The organism is Buttiauxella sp. 3AFRM03, from assembly GCF_003675305.1.
Lineage (GTDB): Bacteria > Pseudomonadota > Gammaproteobacteria > Enterobacterales > Enterobacteriaceae > Buttiauxella > Buttiauxella ferragutiae.
Map to the genome: position 1 here is coordinate 2,911,449 of NZ_CP033076.1, position 19,615 is coordinate 2,931,063.

Genomic DNA, 19,615 nt, shown 5'->3' on the forward strand with positions numbered 1-19,615 from the left:
TTAGCGCGCCTTGATGACGTAATTTCTGCCTCGGAGGTAATTTAACAATGAATAAAATTCTGCTAGTTGATGATGACCGAGAGCTTACTTCCCTGTTGAAGGAACTGCTCGACATGGAAGGTTTTAACGTAATTGTCGCCCATGATGGCGAACAAGCGTTGGAGCTTCTTGATGACACCATTGACCTTTTATTGCTCGACGTAATGATGCCAAAGAAAAATGGCATTGATACTTTGAAAGAGTTGCGCCAGTCACACCAGACTCCAGTCATTATGCTAACAGCACGAGGAAGTGAGCTAGATCGTGTTCTCGGCCTTGAACTGGGTGCAGATGACTATCTACCTAAACCATTCAACGATCGTGAACTGGTGGCCCGTATACGCGCTATTTTGCGTCGTTCACATTGGAGTGAGCAGCAACAAAACAGCGACAGCGGTTCTCCGACGGTCGAAGTGGACGGTTTGAGCCTGAATCCTGGTCGCCAGGAAGCAAGCTTTGATGGGCAAGCGCTTGATTTGACCGGCACTGAATTCACCCTGCTCTATTTGTTGGCTCAGCATTTGGGACAGGTGGTTTCACGCGAACACTTAAGCCAGGAAGTTCTGGGCAAACGCCTGACACCTTTCGACCGTGCAATCGACATGCATATTTCCAATTTGCGTCGTAAGTTGCCGGACCGTAAAGATGGTCATCCGTGGTTTAAAACATTACGTGGCCGCGGCTACCTGATGGTGTCTGCTTCATGATAAGTAGCCTTACCGCGCGTATTTTTGCCATCTTCTGGTTGACGCTGGCGTTAGTGCTGATGCTAGTGCTGATGCTGCCTAAACTGGATTCGCGTCAAATGACCGAATTGATGGAGAATGAGCAACGTCAAGGCATCATGATTGAACAGCATGTCGAAGCGGAACTTGAAAACGATCCACCAAACGACCTGATGTGGTGGCGTCGTTTGTTCCGGGCCATTGATAAATGGGCACCACCGGGACAGCGTTTGTTACTCGTGACCAGCGAAGGGCGAGTTATTGGCGCCCAGCGCAATGAAATGCAGATTATTCGTAACTTTATCGGCCAGTCTGATAACTCCGATCATCCGCAAAAGAAAAAGTATGGCCGCGTTGAATTAGTGGGGCCGTTTTCGGTACGCGATGGTGAAGATAATTACCAACTTTACCTGATCCGCCCTGCAAGTAATTCCCAATCTGATTTTATTAACCTGCTGTTTGATAGACCTTTACTGTTACTCATTGTCACGATGCTGGTCAGTTCACCGCTGCTGTTATGGCTGGCGTGGAGCCTGGCAAAACCGGCGCGTAAGTTGAAAAATGCTGCTGATGAAGTGGCTCAGGGGAATTTGCGTCAGCACCCTGAACTCGAATCCGGGCCGCAAGAATTCCTCGCAGCCGGTGCCAGTTTTAACCAGATGATTACCGCGCTGGAAAGGATGATGACAACCCAGCAAAGGCTGTTGTCTGACATTTCGCATGAACTGCGTACTCCGCTCACTCGTTTGCAATTAGGCACAGCGTTGCTGCGCCGTAAAACAGGTGAAAGCAAGGAACTGGAGCGCATTGAAACGGAAGCTCAGCGTCTGGACGGTATGATCAACGACCTGTTGGTGATGTCCCGCAACCAGCAAAAAAATGCGCTGGCGAGCGAAACCATGAAAGCCAATCAAATTTGGTCAGAAGTGCTGGATAACGCCGCCTTCGAAGCTGAACAAATGGGCAAATCGCTGGAGGTGACTTATCCACCAGGTCCATGGTTGATGTACGGTAATCCCAACTCACTGGAAAGTGCGCTGGAAAATATTGTCCGTAACGCATTACGCTATTCGCACACAAAAATTGCCGTCAATTTCTCCGTTGATAATCAAGGTATTACTATCACCGTCGATGATGATGGCCCAGGCGTCAGCCCAGATGATCGTGAGCAAATATTCCGTCCTTTCTATCGTACAGACGAAGCGCGCGATCGTGAATCTGGCGGGACTGGGTTGGGGTTAGCGATTGTTGAAACTGCTGTTCAGCAACATCGTGGTTGGGTGAAAGCCGATGACAGCCCGTTGGGCGGATTGCGGTTAGTGCTTTGGCTGCCGCTTTATCATCGTTAATTTTTCGCCATAAAGAACAGGTCCTTCGGGCCTGTTTTCCTTCCTGCCATAAATTGATATTCTGCGCGCCAGGTCTTATGGGGGCAGTATGCTAAATATCGTTTTGTTTGAACCAGAAATCCCACCCAATACCGGGAATATTATCCGTTTATGCGCCAATACCGGCTTCCGGTTGCACATCATCGAGCCAACAGGTTTTGGCTGGGATGATAAGCGCCTGCGCCGTGCAGGTCTGGATTATCATGAGTTCGCAGCCGTGAATCGCCATCATAACTACGATGCATTTTTGGCGGCTGAAAACCCGCAGCGAATCTTTGCGCTGACCACAAAGGGAACGCCTGCGCACAGCGCAGTGAGCTATCAGGATGGGGATTATTTGGTGTTTGGCCCGGAAACACGTGGCCTGCCAGCAACGATTCTTGATGCTTTGCCTGCTGAGCAAAAAATCCGTATTCCAATGATGCCGGACAGCCGCAGCATGAATTTGTCGAACGCAGTATCGGTGGTGGTATATGAAGCGTGGCGCCAGCTTGGGTACCCCGGCGCCGTTCTGAGAAGCTAGATTCCGTCGCCGTACTCGAAGCCGTTGTTAGCACCGTTAAAGTGCTGATCCATATCGATGGCTGGCATATCGCTTTCAGGCTTGCCGACAATTCGCGCCGGAACGCCAGCTGCCGTGGTATGAGGCGGAACGGGTTGTAACACCACTGAACCTGCACCAATTTTCGCACCGCGCCCAATTTCAATGTTGCCGAGGATTTTCGCCCCGGCACCAATCATCACACCTTCACGAATTTTCGGGTGGCGATCGCCGCTGGTTTTGCCAGTACCACCAAGCGTTACAGACTGCAAAATCGACACGTCGTTTTCAACGATAGCCGTTTCACCGATCACAATACCAGTTGCGTGATCGAGCATGATCCCACAACCAATTTGGGCTGCCGGGTGAATATCCACCTGGAATGAGACTGAAACCTGGTTTTGCAGGAAAATCGCTAACGCCCGCCGCCCTTCTTTCCACAGCCAGTGGCCGATTCGATAGGATTGCAGAGCATGAAAGCCTTTCAGATATAACAGCGGGGTGGAGTATTTATCCACTGCCGGGTCACGAGTGCGCACAGCCTGAATGTCACAAGCGGCTGAAGCAATCATTTGTGGTTCCGCCGCGTAAGCTTCTTCGACAACTTCACGAATGGCGATAGCAGGCATAATCGGCGAGGCTAGCTTGTTGGCGAGCATATAGCTCAGCGCGCTGCCGAGGTTTTCATGCTTGAGGAGAGTTGCGTGGTAAAAACTGGCCAACATCGGTTCACAATCGGCAAGCGCTCGTGCTTCGGCTTTAATGTTGTTCCACACCAGATCCAGTTCTTCAGACGACATTGCACTCTCCAGATAGAAAAACAGCGCCCGGCACAAAGTACCGGAACGCTTCAGTTATTGCGGTTATGTTGTTCCATCAATTGCAACTGAACTAGTTGCCGCTCCGTTCATCCTTGCGTGTACGACCAAGCAACGTTAATGCTGCCTCGCGAGCGTTTTTTCCGCAATACAATACCTGATAAATTTCCTCGGTTATTGGCATTTCGACGCCAAAACGCGCCGCCAATTCCCGCACTTCTTTGGTATTGCGATAACCTTCAACCACCTGGCCGATTTTCTGCTGCGCAGAGTCAACATCGGCACCCTGCCCCAGCGCCATGCCAAAGCGACGGTTACGTGATTGGTTATCGGTACACGTCAGTACCAGGTCGCCTAAGCCAGCCATTCCCATGAAAGTTTCAGGGTCAGCGCCTAAAGCGGTACCAAGACGCGTCATTTCCGCAAGACCACGAGTAATCAACGCGGTACGAGCATTCGCACCGAAGCCAATACCGTCAGACATTCCCGCGCCAATCGCAATCACGTTTTTCACCGCGCCACCCAACTGCACGCCGATGAAATCAGGGTTGCTGTAGACACGGAAGCTCTTGCCGCAGTGCAGCAATTGCTGGAGATCCTGAGCAAAGGTTTCGTCGGTTGCCGCCAGTGCAATTGCCGTCGGCAAACCCGCAGCCAGCTCTTTGGCAAACGTCGGGCCGGAAATCACCGCTAATGGGATTTCGTCACCGAGAGCTTCACGCGCAACGTCTTGCAACAGGCGTCCGGTTTCCGCTTCCAGCCCTTTAGTCGCCCAAACGATACGCGCGTCTTTGCGCATAAGCGGTTTGATTTGGCGCAGAACTTCGCCAAAGACGTGGCTCGGCACTACGACCAGAATATTACGGCTGGCAGATAATGCTTTCGCTAAATCGCTTTCAAGGTGAAGTGTGTCAGGGAAAGGAACGTCCGGAAGAAACGCCGCATTACAGCGATCGGCCTGCAATACAGCAAGGTGTTTAGGGTCATGGCCCCACAATACAACGTGGTGGCCATTACGCGCCAGAGTGATGGCAAGAGCGGTGCCGTACGAACCGGCACCGATCACAGTCATTGAAGCATTAAGGCTGTTCATCAGGCATCCTGATGGTTTTCAGCACCTTCGCCTTCGCCAGATTGCTGCTGCAGATAGCTCATGAACAGCGCATCGAAATTAACCGGTGCAAGGTTCAACTGCGGGAAGGTACCACGAGAAACCAGGCTAGTGATTGCTTCACGTGCATAAGGGAACAGAATGTTCGGGCAGTATGCACCCAGGCAATGTGCCATCTGCGGACCTTCGATCCCACCGATGGAGAAGATACCAGCCTGCTGAACTTCACACAGGAATGCAGTATCTTCGCCCAGTGTTGCGGTCACGGTTACACGCAACACAACTTCATAAACGTCGTCTGCCAGTTGGCTGGAAGCGGTATCAAGATCCAGCTTCACTTCTGGCTGCCAGTCTTTCTGGAAAACGTGTGGTGCATTTGGTGCTTCGAAAGAGATGTCCTTGGTGTAGACACGCTGAATCTGGAAAGCCATTTCTGTGTTGTTTTGTTCTGACATTGTTAAACCCTTAAAAAATTAATACGTCCTTAAACGACAGTAAGCGACAAAGGAGCTGCTCTAGCGCAGCAGGGGATCGAGTCCACCACGAGCATCAAGCGCATACAAGTCATCGCAACCACCAATGTGCTGTGCATCAATAAAAATCTGCGGCACTGTGGTTCGCCCACTGCGTTTAATCATCTCTTCGCGCTTAACAGCGTCGCCATCAATCGCTAACTCCTGAAACTCGACCCCTTTGCTTTGCAAGAGGTCTTTTGCACGATGGCAAAACGGACAGGTTGCTTTAGTGTAGATTTCAATATTCGCCATGGTTTTACCCCAGTGTGCGTATCAATTTATTTACCGCGAACTAATGGCAGGTTTTCCCCGCTCCAGCCAGCAATCCCTTCTTTCAGTAAGGTCACTTTTTCGAAACCGGCTTTTGTCAGCAGTGCGGCTGAATCTTGAGAGGAAACGCCATTGCCACAAACCACGATTACAGGCTGTGATTTATGTTTTTCCAGCTCACCGAAGTTACCACTTTTAATATCAGCTGGCAGTACATTCAGTGAGTTAGCAATATGGCCCTTGCGGTAATCATCACGAGAACGCACATCAACAACAACGGCATCTTCTTTGTTGATGAGGCGTGTCGCTTCACCACGGGTGATCACCTTAACCTTAGAGGTCAAACCTTTAAAAGTCATGAAAAGTACGGCGGCAAACAAGCCAACCCACGCCAAACTAAGTATGGGATGACGACCAATGAATTGCATAATTTCTTGCATGGGGGGGTGTAGCTCCCGACTAAGTAATATGAAAAAACCAAGTGAGGAGTATACATTTGCGTTGTGCCAAATACAGCCAGTCTGCGTTAGGTTATGTTGATTCTGCGGACTGTTACGAAAAAAATTACCTTAACGACGTAAAACCGATCACAATCCAACCCGTTTCTTTGATCTTCTGCGGCTATTTACCCCGTGGCCTGTAGTAAAATTACGCAAATTTTGTCTTTGACTTAGAGGTTATCGCAATGTCAGTTACTAAAAAACCTATGGTTCTGGTGATTCTGGATGGCTATGGTCACCGCGAAGAGCAGCAGGACAACGCTATTCTGAATGCTAAAACCCCGGTTATGGATAACCTGTGGGCACAGCGTCCACATACTTTAATCAACGCATCCGGTATGGAAGTCGGTCTGCCAGATGGCCAAATGGGTAACTCCGAAGTCGGTCACGTAAACCTTGGTGCTGGCCGCATCGTTTACCAGGATCTGACTCGTCTGGACGTTGAAATTAAAGAACGTACTTTCTTCGCTAACCCAACGCTGACTGCAGCTGTAGACAAAGCAGTTGCTGCTGGCAAAGCAGTGCACATCATGGGCCTGGCATCCGCCGGTGGCGTTCACAGCCACGAAGAACACATTCTGGCGATGATTGAACTGGCCGCTGAACGAGGTGCTGAAGCCATTTACCTGCACGCGTTCCTTGATGGCCGCGATACACCGCCACGCAGCGCAGAATCTTCTCTGAAGAAATTTGCCGATAAGTTTGCTGCACTGGGCAAAGGACGCGTTGCTTCGCTGATTGGCCGTTACTACGCAATGGACCGCGATAACCGCTGGGATCGCGTTGAACTGGCTTACGATCTGCTGACTCAGGCTAAAGGCGAATACCAGGCAGAAACCGCTGTTGCGGGTCTGGAAGCTGCATATGCTCGTGATGAAAACGATGAATTCGTTAAACCAACTGTGATTCGTGCAGAAGGCGAAGCTGACGCTGCCATGAACGACGGCGACGCGCTGATCTTCATGAACTTCCGTGCAGACCGCGCGCGTCAAATCACCCGTACTTTTGTTAACGCTGACTTCGACGGTTTTGCCCGTAAGAAAGTGGTTAACTTCGGTGATTTCGTGATGCTGACTGAATACGCAGCAGATATTAAAGCCGCTTGCGCTTACCCACCAGCGTCACTGACCAATACCTTTGGTGAGTGGATGGCGAAGCACGACAAAACTCAGTTACGTATCTCCGAAACTGAAAAATATGCTCACGTTACCTTCTTCTATAACGGCGGCGTTGAAGAACCGTTTGCTGGCGAAGACCGTATTCTGATCAACTCCCCGAAAGTTGCTACTTACGATCTGCAACCAGAAATGAGTTCAGTAGAATTGACTGAAAAACTGCTGGCAGCTATCAACAGCGGCAAATACGACACCATCATTTGTAACTATCCAAATGGTGACATGGTCGGGCATACCGGCGTTTTCGAAGCGGCTGTTGCTGCAATCGAAGCACTGGATAACTGTATTGCTCAGGTGGTTTCTGCAGTAGAAAACGTGGGTGGGCAGTTGCTGATCACCGCTGACCACGGTAATGCAGAACAGATGGCTGACCCGGCAACGGGTCAGGCGCATACCGCGCATACCAGCCTGCCAGTTCCATTGATTTATGTAGGTTCCCGTAGTGTGAAAGCGGTTGAAGGCGGCAAGCTTTCTGATATCGCACCAACTATGTTGAACCTCATGGGCATGGAAATCCCGCAAGAGATGACTGGCAAGCCGCTGTTCATCGTGGAATAATCCCTCCCCATGAGGGGAAAGGCGATTTTTTCAATAACATGGGCCGTGAAACCGAAAGCGTTTTCAGTCAGGCCTATGATCTACGCCAGCGTTCTAAGCGCTGGCGTATTGTTATGCCCGTTTCCCAGCCATGCAGACGATCGCGCCGATTTGAAATCTATCCAGCAGGATATTGCAACGAAAGAACGCGCGGTACGCCAGCAACAGCAGCAACGTTCCGCCTTGCTTGCTCAACTCCAGGCACAAGAAAAAGCGATTGCCGAAGCCAGCCGCAAACTGCGCGAAACGCAAAACACGCTTGCCGATCTGAATCGCCAAATTGCCACCATGAATGCTTCCCTCGCGAAACTGCAAAAACAGCAGGCATCGCAGGAACGTAATCTGGCCGCTCAACTCGACGCCGCATTCCGCCAGGGGCAACATACTGGCATCCAGCTGATTTTAAGCGGTGAAGAAAGCCAGCGCGGGCAACGCTTGCAGGCATACTTCGGCTACCTGAACGCCGCGCGTCAGGAAACTATTGAACAGCTTAAGCAGACTAAAGCGGAAGTTGATGAGCAAAAAGCCAGTCTGGAGTCTAAGCAAACCGAACAACAGACGCTGCTTTACGAACAGCAAGCTCAACAAAGCAAGCTTGAAGGTGCGCGTAACGAACGTAAAAAAACGCTCTCCACTCTCGAATCCTCTTTGCAACAAGATCAGCAGAAGCTGAGCGAAATGCGCCAGAACCAGGCGCGCCTTCAGGGGCAAATTGCCCGTGCAGAAGCCGCTGCCAAAGCGAGAGCGGAAAAAGAAGCCCGTGAAGCTGAGCAAGTTAAAACTCGCCAAAAGGAAGCAACCAGCAAAGGCAGTACCTATAAACCAACAGAAAGCGAACGTTCTTTGATCTCGCGCACTGGTGGCCTGGGTGCACCGCGTGGACAAGCCTTCTGGCCGGTTCGCGGTTCAATCCTGCATCGCTATGGCGAACAGCTTCAAGGTGAGCTACGTTGGAAAGGGATTGTTATCTCCGCAGGTGAAGGCACTGAAGTTAAAGCTATTGCTGATGGGCGTGTAATCCTTGCCGATTGGCTACAGGGATACGGCCTCGTGGTTGTCGTTGAACACGGTAAAGGCGATATGAGTTTGTATGGTTATAACCAGAGCGCACTGGTTAATGTTGGAACACAAGTTCGCGCCGGCCAGGCTATTGCACTGGTAGGCAACAGTGGCGGTCAGGGCCGCCCGTCACTTTATTTCGAAATTCGTCGCCAGGGCCAGGCCGTCAATCCACAACCGTGGTTGGGAAGATAAGTTTTGCTTCAATTCCGTCGTGTGTTTTTCTCTCTCGTCAGCACACTCATGCTGACAACCCCCGTTTACGCTGGAAAGCTGGCAATTGTAATAGATGACTTCGGTTATCGCCCCGCGCAAGAAAACAAAGTTATCGCCCTGCCTGCCAACATTTCCGTCGCAGTTTTACCCAATGCTCCTCACGCCCGTGAAATGGCCACTAAAGCGCATAATGCCGGGCATGAAGTCCTGATTCATTTGCCGATGGCCCCCCTGAGTAAACAGCCGCTGGAAAAAGACACGCTGCGCCCGGATATGGGCAGCGGCGAAATCGAGCGTATCATCCGCGAAGCTGTCAATGATGTTCCCTATGCCGTGGGGTTGAATAACCATATGGGTAGCGCGATGACATCCAGCCTGTTCGGCATGCAGAAAGTGATGCAGGCATTAGGGCAATACAATCTCTATTTTCTTGACAGTATGACGATAGGAAATAGCCAGTCGATGCGGGCGGCGGCCGGAACTAACGTCAAAGTGATCAAACGTAAAGTGTTCCTGGATGACACTCAAAACGAAGCCGATATTCGTTTTCAGTTTAATCGTGCGGTGGAGTTGGCCCGTCGAAATGGCTCAGCGATTGCCATTGGTCATCCTCATCCGTCGACCGTGCGTGTTCTGCAACAGATGGTCTATAGCTTACCGGCAGATATCACGCTGGTGCGCCCGAGCAGCTTGCTCAATGAGCCTCAGGTGGATACCTCAAGACCAAATAACACGCGTCCTGTAGCGCCAGGCAAACCAGCTGAACAACCGCGTAATCCGTTCAAAGGTGTGAATTTATGTAAGCCTAAACAACCTTTGCAACCCGTCTATGCAACGACATTCTTTAGCGTGATCGGCGAAAGCATCAGCCAAAGCCAGTTGTTGAAGTACATGCAACACCAGTGGCAAGGCTGGGATAAATCGTTAAAGGCTACTCAATCCTGATTTTGTGGGCGTGCAGAGGAAGGATTTTCTCTGCACGTATTGCTGTTTAATTTTCCGTCCCAATACCAGGCCTTGAAGTATTTTAGAAAACTATAGAAAGTGGCATACAAACCTGTAACAAGCCCCACTCGCCCTTTCCTCCACGCCCCACTGAACAAATACCATTTAAAAAATGCACCGATGGCACTTATTATGCCCCTCAGCAATGAGGGCTTGATTTTTTTATTTATGACCAGGCGAGTCGTATAAGTGTTTAATTTATTGAAAACCTCATGAATAGTATAAAAGGTATCATGGCGAACAAAACCAGGAATAACAGATGAGTTAATAAACCCCTCAGCTTGATCATCTACCGGACGATCGTTAAATCGCGTCTGCCGACGGTTATACAAACGCACCGGGAAGTCCGGTGAGGATATGGGATAAATGGTTCGCACCTGTTCTCCGAGTACAAACCAGTAGCGCGAAAAACGCCATGCCTGCCCTTGTTCAGGTTCTTCACCCTGCTTGAGCTTAAGGATAAAAGCGGTTGTCTGCTCATCAAGAATTTCATCACTATCCATACATAACACCCAGTCATGGCTCGCAAGCCCGGTAGCATGGTTCATTTGTTCACCGTGCGTGTTAAATGGGTGATATATAGGTTCAATACCATAACCACGAGAAATATTAATAGTTTCATCACTACTCCCCGAATCCACAATAATGATTTCATCTGCAATTGATATTAATGGCTGCAATACTTCGTGAAGCAGACGTGCAGAGTTATAAGTCAGTAAACAAACTGATATTTTAAACATAGCCATTATGCCATAACAAAAAATCAATTATATCATGGTGAATAATTGTAGCTGCGAATTCGAAATCCGGATTCGAATTTTTATATTATTAATTCCTCCCGTAAAAGAGTCATCAAAAGCGTTAGTTATCACTCAATACTGCCTTTATAATGCCGCGTTGAATAATGCTACAGGAGCTGGTCGACGATGACGCAACAGCGGCATAAGATTCTCTTACTGGATAACGGTAAAGAGTGGGGAGGCGGTACCAATAGTATGTTGGAACTGCTCAAACGTATTGACCGCCAACGGTTTGATATCACGTGCTGCTTTTACTACAACTATGCGCGTGGTGAAGGTGAAACCATTGAGAGCGTGCTGAGCAGCATTCAGATTCCTGTCATTTTCATTCCTCAACGCAAACAACCTGGCTGGGCAAAAATCAGCAAAGAAGTCGCGCGAGCATTTTTGTTTTTCAGCAAGTCTGGGCGTAAAAAGATCACGGCATATATTGATAAACAATGGCGAATCAAACCGAATGCCACGGCTTTGCGCCAGCGATTGCAAAAAGATGGCTACGAAATTCTGTACATGAATAACCAGCCTGGTTCCAATTTGGAAGGTTATTTGGCAGCGGAGCCTCTTGATGTTGCAGTCGTTCAACACTGTCGCATTGAGCCGGTGATGAGTCAGTCGATAACCAGAGTGGTAAACCGTGTCGGCGATGCCGTGATTGCTGTTTCTCATGGCGTGGAGAGTGTGCTGCTCAATCATGGCGTGAAGAAATCACTCTGTGTTACGGTCCCAAACGCCATTGATATTCACCAGCCACTCCCATCAGGTATAGCAATACGTCGGTCACTAGGCATTGAAGATGGCACATTTTTATTTGGTAGTATTGGGTCGTTGATTCCAAGAAAATCCTGCCACCATACGCTTGAAGCATTGCATCGTTTTCAACTGCAACATCCCGAAGCAAAATGGAAATTTGTCCTGGTAGGTGAAGGGAGCGATCGCGAAAAGTTAAAGCGCCAGGCCGCTGACTACGGATTTGCCGATCGCGTCATCTTTACTGGCTTTCGTAATAACCCGCTGGATTATTTGGCCGCATTTGATGCCTTTATTCTTGCATCAAAAAGCGAAGGGTTACCGCGCGTCATTCTCGAATCCATGTTGCTTAAAACGGTAGTTATCGGTTCAAATGTGACGGGGACTGCGGAGTTAATCGACTCAGGCCGCACTGGCCTGCTCTACCCTTATGGCGATACCATTAAGCTCGCTTCACAACTTCAGCAAGTGTGGCAAGATAGCGCGTTACGTGATGCCTTAACTCAGCAGGCCTGGCGGCGCGTGATTAATAATTATGCGATCGAGCACTATGTTGCCGGTGTCGAAGCCGTACTTGGCGCAGTAAAACCAACCCGGAATGAAAATGTTTAAATTTCTGAATCCAAAATATCGCCATATTACGGCGCGACATAATATTCCTTTGGCTCAGGCGGTTAGCGGGGCTAAAACCGTCCCAGTAACCTCCGTTGTGATCCCATGCGTTGGCAAAGATTATATTGAAGAAGGTACGCTTTCTGCGGTTTTTGCTGACCGTTTCGCGCCGCAACTTGAAGAAATTGTCATCGTCTCCGATCAACCAGCCAGTGCCTTTACCGATTTGCCAGGTAAAGCCCGGGTTGTTACGTTGAACGTTCCAGAAAGAGATGACAGCTATCGCTTCAAACAAATTTATCGTAGCCGCCTGATAAAGATTCAGGCTCCGCTATATGCCAGCACAGAAGGCTCGTTGATCATTGATTCCGATCTTAATCTTTTGCAGATGCCGAAGCTTGAAGTCGAAGAAAACACGCTGTATTCCAGTTTTCGCCAGGGGAAAATGATCGCTAAACTGGCAAATGCTCCAGCAGGAAAAGCACCAGCCTATTATCAAGGAACGATTCGCCCCACTCTCCAGGATCACGTAAATAGCGCCTTTCTTGCTGCAACACACAGCACCTGGCACCGGTTATGCCCACTTTGGTTGGCTCTGTTCCAGGATACCTGGGAACTGATGGATGATTCGCAACCCCCAACAGATCAGTTGCCTTTAGCTGCACTTCTCGACTTGCTGGATTTCAAAACCGTAAATTTAGGTGACTGGGTGAACTGGCCTGTCTCAAAACGCATCGGTGGTACCCCGGCGGTGATCCCAAAAGAAGTCATCGGTGCACATGGCGGCTTCCCACTTTCAGAATGGCAAAAGTATCTTGTCTCACCAGAGAGTGAATTGCTGTTTAAAGGGCAAGATTACACGCGAAAAGTGCGTTACCTGACGGATGCAGAAAAGCAGACCGCAAGCGAATAAAGATGTGAAAAAGGCCGGTTTCCCGGCCTTTTCTAACTTATCGTCGCGCAATTAATCCCAGCTAAGAATAACTTTGCCAGACTGCCCGGAACGCATGGCATCAAACCCTTTCTGGAAATCATCGATTCCAAAACGGTGAGTGATAATCGGTGACAAATCCAGGCCAGACTGGATCAGTGCCGCCATTTTGTACCAGGTTTCGAACATCTCACGCCCGTAAATCCCTTTAATGAACAAACCTTTGAAGATGACTTTCGTCCAGTCGATAGACATATCTGATGGCGGAATACCCAGCATCGCAATACGACCACCGTGGTTCATAGTATCGAGCATGGTACGGAACGCCGGTGGAGCACCGGACATCTCAAGACCAACATCAAAACCTTCGGTCATGCCCAACTCTTTCATTACGTCGGTCAGATTTTCTTTGCTGACGTTGACCGCACGGGTCACGCCCATTTCACGCGCCAACTCCAGACGGTATTCGTTCACATCGGTGATCACGACATTACGCGCACCAACATGTTTAGCGACAGCCGCCGCCATAATACCAATCGGGCCGGCACCAGAAACCAGAACATCTTCACCAACCAGATCGAATGACAGCGCGGTGTGAACAGCGTTACCGAACGGGTCAAAGATAGAAGCCAGATCGTCAGAAATGTTGTCCGGGATTTTGAAAGCATTAAAAGCAGGCAGCACTAAATATTCTGCAAAACATCCAGGGCGGTTTACACCGATGCCAGTCGTATTACGGCACAGGTGCGTACGGCCCGCACGGCAATTACGACAGTGACCACAGGTAATATGGCCTTCACCGGAAACACGATCGCCAATTTTAAAACCTTTAACTTCCTGGCCGATGCCGACCACTTCACCAACATATTCATGACCGACAACCATTGGAACCGGAATAGTCTTTTGTGACCATTCATCCCAGTTATAGATATGCACATCGGTGCCGCAAATCGCAGTTTTACGGATTTTGATCAGCAGATCGTTATGACCCATTTCTGGCTTAGGCTCATCTGTCATCCAGATGCCTTCTTCTGCTTTCAGTTTCGCTAATGCTTTCATGACCGCTCCCTCAGGCGATAACGCCCAACTGTTTACCGATACGCGTAAATGCGTCAACCGCACGTTCAATTTGCTCTGTGGTATGAGCCGCAGACATCTGAGTACGGATACGCGCCTGACCTTTTGGTACTACCGGGTAGAAGAACCCAGTGACATAAATGCCTTCTTTTTGCAGCTCACGAGCAAAATTCTGTGCCACAACCGCTTCGCCTAACATCACCGGGATGATGGCGTGATCGGCACCGGCCAAAATAAAACCAGCCGCGGACATTTTCTCGCGGAACAGGCTGGCATTCGCCCATAAGCGATTGCGCATCTCAGCACCAGTATCCAGCATTTCCAACACTTTGATGGATGCAGAAACAATAGCTGGAGCCAGAGAGTTGGAGAAAAGATAAGGACGAGAACGCTGACGCAGCCACTCAATCACTTCTTTACGACCCGCAGTGTAACCACCGGAAGCGCCGCCCAGAGCCTTGCCCAACGTGCCGGTGATAATGTCTACACGATCCATCACATCGCAATATTCATGCGTACCACGACCGTTTTCACCCACGAAACCGACCGCATGAGAATCATCAACCATGACCAGCGCGTCATATTTATCGGCTAAATCGCAAACCCCATTCAGGTTAGCAATCACACCATCCATAGAGAACACACCATCGGTGGCGATCATGATATGGCGAGCACCTGCCGCACGCGCTTCTTTCAGGCGAGTTTCAAGTTCCTGCATGTCGTTGTTGGCATAACGATAACGCTGAGCCTTACACAGACGCACACCATCAATAATAGAAGCGTGGTTCAGCGCATCAGAAATAATCGCATCTTCTGGTCCGAGGAGAGTTTCAAACAGACCGCCGTTGGCATCAAAGCAGGAAGAATAAAGAATCGCATCTTCCATTCCCAGGAAGCTGGCAAGCTTGCCTTCTAGCTCTTTGTGGCTGTCTTGTGTTCCACAAATGAACCGAACAGAAGCCATCCCAAAACCATGTTTATCCATGCCCTGCTTCGCGGCATCAATCAGTTGCGGGTGGTTAGCAAGCCCCAGGTAGTTATTGGCGCAGAAGTTAATAACGTGGCTGCCATCAGCAACAGTGATATCAGCCTGCTGGGCTGAAGTAATGATACGTTCTTCTTTAAACAACCCTTCCGCGCGTGCGGTTTCAAGTTGGGATGTTAACTGTTGGTAAAAATCTCCGCGCATTGTGATTCTCCAGGCATGGCTAATTTCGGAACATATTACCCAAACCTATACCAGGAGACGAGATGACGTTTCAATGAAATTGGAATTTTCAGCATAAATCACGAGGTGCTTTCCAGATTCGGGTTATTAGGAAAGACAATTCGGGTGATGGTATGATAGGAGTCATTAACGCGTGAGGTATTGGGCCTCATTGCCCCCTAATTTGTTAAGGTTACGCTTATGATCATTGTCACCGGTGGTGCCGGATTTATCGGCAGCAACATCATCAAATCACTGAATGATATCGGTCTTACGGATATCCTGGTTGTAGACAATCTGAAGGATGGCACTAAGTTCGCTAACCTTGTGGATTTAAATATTGCCGATTACATGGATAAAGAAGACTTCTTAATCCAGATTATGGCCGGCGAAGAATTAGGCGAGATTGAAGCAATCTTCCATGAAGGTGCATGCTCTTCCACCACCGAGTGGGACGGTAAGTACATGATGGATAATAACTATCAGTACTCAAAAGAAGTTCTGCATTACTGCCTGGAGCGCGAAATTCCGTTCCTGTATGCCTCATCCGCTGCAACCTACGGTGGCCGCAACAGCGATTTTATCGAGTCACGTGAATTCGAGCAGCCTCTGAATGTTTACGGTTATTCAAAATTCCTGTTCGATGAATATGTACGTCAAATCTTGCCTGAAGCAAGCTCACAGATTACTGGTTTCCGTTACTTCAACGTCTACGGGCCGCGCGAAGGGCACAAAGGCAGCATGGCAAGCGTTGCGTTCCATCTGAATACCCAGTTGAACAACGGCGAAAATCCAAAACTGTTCGAAGGTAGCGATAGCTTTAAACGCGACTTCATCTATGTAGGCGATGTCGCCGCAGTGAACCTGTGGTTCTGGCAAAACGGCGTATCCGGTATTTATAACTGCGGTACAGGTCGTGCAGAATCATTCCAGGCTATTGCTGATGCCGCTCTCGCTTTCCATAAAAAAGGCAGCATTGAGTACATTCCGTTCCCGGAAAAACTCAAAGGCCGCTATCAGGCGTTTACTCAGGCCGACTTAACCAATCTGCGTGCCGCAGGTTACGACAAGCCATTCAAAACTGTTGCCGAAGGCGTAACAGAATATATGGCCTGGCTGAACCGTGACGCATAAGCAGGTAGCCTGACGCATGAAAATACTGGTGATTGGCCCGTCATGGGTGGGCGACATGATGATGTCGCAAAGTCTCTATCGCACGCTCAAAGCGCGCTATCCCCAGGCAATCATTGATGTGATGGCACCGGCATGGTGCCGTCCATTACTATCACGTATGCCGGAAATTAACGAAGCACTATCAATGCCATTGGGGCATGGTGCTTTGGAAATTGGAGAACGTCGTCGTCTTGGGCACTCCCTGCGTGCTAAACGTTACGATCAGGCGTATGTGCTGCCAAATTCATTTAAGTCAGCACTTGTTCCATTCTTTGCCAACATCCCACACCGCACGGGCTGGCGTGGGGAAATGCGCTATGGGCTACTCAACGACGCCCGCGTTTTGGACAAACAAGCCTGGCCATTAATGGTCGAGCGCTACATTGCGCTGGCTTATGACAAAGGCAAAATGCAGTCCGCGAAAGATCTTCCCCAACCGTTACTGTGGCCTCAACTACAGGTTAACGATGGGGAAAAAATGCAGACTTGTCAGGCCTTTAATCTCGATGCACTTCGGCCGATTATCGGCTTTTGCCCTGGCGCCGAATTTGGCCCAGCTAAACGCTGGCCGCACTATCACTACGCAACCCTGGCAGCCAAACTCATTGATGACGGTTATCAGGTTGTGTTGTTTGGTTCAGCAAAAGATAAAGAAGCCGGAAATGATATCGCCGCCGCGTTAGCCACACAGCAGCAGGCTCATTGCCGCAATCTGGCGGGTGACACGGCGCTTGAGCAAGCCGTTATTTTAATTGCGGCTTGTCAGGCTGTGGTGTCCAATGATTCAGGTCTGATGCACGTTGCAGCCGCGCTCAATCGCCCGCTTGTGGCATTATATGGCCCAAGTAGCCCCGACTTTACTCCACCGTTGTCGCATAAAGCGCGAGTTATTCGTCTTATTAGTGGCTATCACAAAGTCCGTAAAGGCGACGCCGCAGAAGGCTATCATCAGAGCTTGATTGATATTACGCCCGAGCGCGTGATGGATGAGCTAACCGCACTGTTACTGGCGGAGAAGGAAACGTAATGCGGGTATTGATCGTCAAAACATCATCAATGGGTGATGTCCTGCATACGTTGCCTGCACTTACGGATGCCATGCAGGCCATTCCCGGCATCCGCTTCGACTGGGTTGTAGAAGAAGGTTTCGCACAAATCCCGGGCTGGCACCCTGCTGTCGATAAAGTTCTCCCAGTCGCAATTCGTCGCTGGCGTAAAAGCTGGTTTTCGGCCCCAGTAAAAGCTGAGCGAGCAGCGTTCTACCAGGCACTGCGAACTGAAAACTACGACGCTGTCATTGATGCTCAGGGGCTGATAAAGAGTGCCGCTCTGGTTACCAGAAAAGCCAGAGGGGAAAAACACGGCATGGACTGGAACAGCGCCCGTGAACCGCTGGCCAGCTTGTTCTACCATCGTCGTCACGCCATCGCGAAGCAACAACATGCGGTTGAACGCACACGTGAGTTGTTCGCCAAAAGTCTGGGTTACCAGAAACCAACTGCTCAGGGCGATTACGCCATCGCGAAGCACTTTCAGGCGACAGCCTCCTCCGATGTGGGGGAGTATTTCATTTTCCTTCACGCAACGACTCGCGATGAAAAGCACTGGCCGGAATCACACTGGCGAAATCTTATTCAATTAATGCACAAAAAGGGCTTACGTATTAAACTCCCGTGGGGTGCGGAGCACGAGCACAAACGAGCAATCCGTTTAGCTGACGGATTTGATAATGTTGAGGTGTTGCCGCGCTTATCGCTTGAGCAAGTAGCCAAACAACTTGCCGGAGCCAGAGCTGTTGTTTCAGTTGATACAGGACTTAGCCACCTGACTGCAGCACTAAATCGGCCGAACATAACGTTGTATGGCCCTACCGATCCGGGTTTGATTGGTGGTTACGGTGAAAATCAGAACGAAATACGAGGCGCAGACAAAAACATGGCTAACATTACCGCTGCAGATACGTTTATCGCACTCCAGAAAATTAGCCACATAGCAGCAGAATAACCATTAATGAGCTATCTATTCCTCTTCATACTCTTTCTCCCGTTCAAGTTGTTCGGGAAACTGTTTTATAACAAAACAGGCCGAAACTTGCTGATTCAAACGGCAAAAATAGGTGACTTCGTCAATGTCACCCCTGTACTCGCCCATCTGAAACATAGCGATGTTTTAATCAGCAAAACTGTTCTTCCGTTGGCCAAATATGATGAAACTATTAATACTATTTTTCTGATCGAAGAGCATAAAAAGAGTCTGTGGCGCAAATTTCGCCTCGCTGTTAAGTTGTTAAATCGATATGAAAATATCTACTTGCTACAACCTAACAGCACTAATCTTTTCTTCGCTTCAGTCTGTAATGCCGCCAATAAGCAGTTTTTATCTACCTATACCCGCCGTTGGTATCATGCGTTGTTTTATCTGACGGCAAATGGCGTTGTAGAACATCGCAAAGACCAATTAACCGTAGATGATTACCTTAAACTTGCGGATCGTAACCTGACCTGGCGAGACTCTCCGAAGCATGCGACTTTGCCATTAAGAAAACCGCAGACCTACCCTGCATCACTTGATAAACAAAACGTGATCAAAATAGGTCTGAGCATTTCTGCAGGAAACAAATCAAAAACTATCCCTTCAGAAGTCTGGAAGAAAATTTTTGATGCATTACAGGGGCTAAATTGTATTTATTATGTTTTTGGCCCTCAAAGCGAACAAGTCTGGTTAGATGATCTATATCGTGAAGTCGGGATGCGTGAGGATATTGTTAGCCTGGTTGGCGACCTTCCTTTAGAAGATGTCCCTTTCGCTATCAGTAAAATGGATTTCTATATCGCGTCAGACTCGGGAAATGTTTACATAGCCGATGCAGTAGGAGTCCCGATTGTTCTTATTTATGGGCCATGCTGTATTGCGGAGCAACGTCCTCTGGGGGATGTGTTACTGATTGGCAGCAAAGTGTATGAAAAATCATACATCTTCGAAGCACCTTATTATTTCGACCGTACAAGAGAAGAGATGTTTGCATTAACTGAGGATAATCTTAAAAAAATACATACATTCATTAATACTCAGTTAATTGTAAAAAAAACGTCTCACAGTGCATAATTAT

General features: G+C 49.1%; 20 protein-coding genes. 12 read left to right on the forward strand and 8 right to left on the reverse strand.

Translation table 11 applies throughout. The features are described from left to right. Positions 1-47 precede the first annotated feature (47 nt). The 3 genes from cpxR to trmL all read left to right on the forward strand — a co-directional run bounded on the left by cpxR (position 48) and on the right by trmL (position 2,675). Positions 48-746, forward strand: coding sequence for an envelope stress response regulator transcription factor CpxR (gene cpxR, locus D8682_RS15065; RefSeq protein WP_034461436.1), 699 nt, complete (start codon positions 48-50; stop codon positions 744-746). Beyond that, positions 743-2,113 (forward strand): envelope stress sensor histidine kinase CpxA, encoded by a 1,371-nt coding sequence (cpxA, locus tag D8682_RS15070; RefSeq protein WP_064541736.1) that lies wholly within the window; start codon positions 743-745, stop codon positions 2,111-2,113. Before cpxR ends, cpxA begins: the two co-directional genes overlap by 4 nt. A gap of 88 nt (positions 2,114-2,201) precedes the next feature. Further along, the gene (gene trmL, locus D8682_RS15075; protein ID WP_064515046.1) at positions 2,202-2,675 is read left to right on the forward strand and encodes a tRNA (uridine(34)/cytosine(34)/5-carboxymethylaminomethyluridine(34)-2'-O)-methyltransferase TrmL; all 474 of its coding nucleotides are present in this window, start codon (positions 2,202-2,204) and stop codon (positions 2,673-2,675) included. Here trmL and cysE read toward each other — a convergent pair. From cysE to D8682_RS15100, 5 genes are all read right to left on the reverse strand, one after another. Beyond that, a complete protein-coding gene (gene cysE / locus D8682_RS15080) occupies positions 2,672-3,493 on the reverse strand; it encodes a serine O-acetyltransferase (RefSeq protein WP_064541738.1) in 822 nt (273 codons plus the stop codon). The genes trmL and cysE overlap by 4 nt on opposite strands. 91 nt (positions 3,494-3,584) lie before the next feature. Beyond that, a complete protein-coding gene (gpsA, locus tag D8682_RS15085) occupies positions 3,585-4,604 on the reverse strand; it encodes an NAD(P)H-dependent glycerol-3-phosphate dehydrogenase (RefSeq protein WP_121814608.1) in 1,020 nt (339 codons plus the stop codon). Further along, positions 4,604-5,077, reverse strand: coding sequence for a protein-export chaperone SecB (gene secB / locus D8682_RS15090; RefSeq protein WP_034461441.1), 474 nt, complete (start codon positions 5,075-5,077; stop codon positions 4,604-4,606). The genes gpsA and secB overlap by 1 nt, the downstream gene beginning before the upstream one ends. Before the next feature lie 60 nt (positions 5,078-5,137). Further along, positions 5,138-5,389 (reverse strand): glutaredoxin 3, encoded by a 252-nt coding sequence (gene grxC / locus D8682_RS15095; RefSeq protein WP_064541744.1) that lies wholly within the window; start codon positions 5,387-5,389, stop codon positions 5,138-5,140. Between the two features lie 26 nt (positions 5,390-5,415). Next, positions 5,416-5,847, reverse strand: coding sequence for a rhodanese-like domain-containing protein (locus D8682_RS15100; protein WP_064541747.1), 432 nt, complete (start codon positions 5,845-5,847; stop codon positions 5,416-5,418). Between the two features lie 245 nt (positions 5,848-6,092). Here D8682_RS15100 and gpmM point away from each other — a divergent pair, with 245 nt between their 5' ends. From gpmM to D8682_RS15115, 3 genes are read left to right on the forward strand one after another with little or no spacing between them, the layout of a single operon-like run. Beyond that, positions 6,093-7,640 carry a 2,3-bisphosphoglycerate-independent phosphoglycerate mutase gene (gpmM, locus tag D8682_RS15105; protein WP_064541751.1) on the forward strand — a complete coding sequence of 516 codons (1,548 nt, stop codon included), beginning with the start codon at positions 6,093-6,095 and terminating at the stop codon, positions 7,638-7,640. Positions 7,641-7,649: 9 nt separating this feature from the next. After that, positions 7,650-8,933 (forward strand): murein hydrolase activator EnvC, encoded by a 1,284-nt coding sequence (gene envC, locus D8682_RS15110; protein ID WP_064541754.1) that lies wholly within the window; start codon positions 7,650-7,652, stop codon positions 8,931-8,933. 3 nt (positions 8,934-8,936) lie between these two features. Next, the gene (locus D8682_RS15115) at positions 8,937-9,899 is read left to right on the forward strand and encodes a divergent polysaccharide deacetylase family protein (RefSeq protein ID WP_370090677.1); all 963 of its coding nucleotides are present in this window, start codon (positions 8,937-8,939) and stop codon (positions 9,897-9,899) included. Here the strand turns inward: D8682_RS15115 and D8682_RS15120 are convergent. Next, on the reverse strand, positions 9,890-10,699 hold the full coding sequence (locus D8682_RS15120) for a glycosyltransferase family 2 protein (protein WP_121814610.1): 810 nt from the start codon (positions 10,697-10,699) through the stop codon (positions 9,890-9,892). The two genes, D8682_RS15115 and D8682_RS15120, sit on opposite strands and share 10 nt — an antisense overlap. A 186-nt stretch (positions 10,700-10,885) precedes the next feature. Between D8682_RS15120 and D8682_RS15125 the strand changes: the two genes are divergently transcribed. Both D8682_RS15125 and D8682_RS15130 read left to right on the forward strand, forming a co-directional pair. After that, entirely contained in the window at positions 10,886-12,118 is a 1,233-nt protein-coding gene (locus D8682_RS15125) for a glycosyltransferase (RefSeq protein ID WP_121814611.1), read from the forward strand. Further along, positions 12,111-13,031, forward strand: a complete 921-nt coding sequence (locus D8682_RS15130; protein ID WP_121814612.1) for a hypothetical protein — start codon at positions 12,111-12,113, stop codon at positions 13,029-13,031. The genes D8682_RS15125 and D8682_RS15130 overlap by 8 nt, the downstream gene beginning before the upstream one ends. 51 nt (positions 13,032-13,082) lie before the next feature. Here D8682_RS15130 and tdh read toward each other — a convergent pair whose 3' ends face one another. After that, entirely contained in the window at positions 13,083-14,108 is a 1,026-nt protein-coding gene (tdh, locus tag D8682_RS15135) for an L-threonine 3-dehydrogenase (protein WP_121814613.1), read from the reverse strand. A 10-nt stretch (positions 14,109-14,118) separates the two neighbouring features. Next, positions 14,119-15,315 (reverse strand): glycine C-acetyltransferase, encoded by a 1,197-nt coding sequence (kbl, locus tag D8682_RS15140; RefSeq protein WP_121814614.1) that lies wholly within the window; start codon positions 15,313-15,315, stop codon positions 14,119-14,121. 219 nt (positions 15,316-15,534) lie between these two features. On the opposite strand from kbl, the gene rfaD reads away from it, so the two are divergent. From rfaD to D8682_RS15160, 4 genes are read left to right on the forward strand one after another with little or no spacing between them, the layout of a single operon-like run. Beyond that, the gene (gene rfaD, locus D8682_RS15145; protein WP_121814615.1) at positions 15,535-16,467 is read left to right on the forward strand and encodes an ADP-glyceromanno-heptose 6-epimerase; all 933 of its coding nucleotides are present in this window, start codon (positions 15,535-15,537) and stop codon (positions 16,465-16,467) included. Positions 16,468-16,483: 16 nt separating this feature from the next. Then, a complete protein-coding gene (gene rfaF, locus D8682_RS15150; RefSeq protein ID WP_121814616.1) occupies positions 16,484-17,533 on the forward strand; it encodes an ADP-heptose--LPS heptosyltransferase RfaF in 1,050 nt (349 codons plus the stop codon). Then, positions 17,533-18,510 carry a lipopolysaccharide heptosyltransferase RfaC gene (gene rfaC, locus D8682_RS15155; protein ID WP_121814617.1) on the forward strand — a complete coding sequence of 326 codons (978 nt, stop codon included), beginning with the start codon at positions 17,533-17,535 and terminating at the stop codon, positions 18,508-18,510. The genes rfaF and rfaC overlap by 1 nt, the downstream gene beginning before the upstream one ends. 6 nt (positions 18,511-18,516) lie before the next feature. Beyond that, entirely contained in the window at positions 18,517-19,611 is a 1,095-nt protein-coding gene (locus D8682_RS15160) for a glycosyltransferase family 9 protein (protein WP_121814618.1), read from the forward strand. The last annotated feature ends 4 nt before the right edge of the window (positions 19,612-19,615 follow it).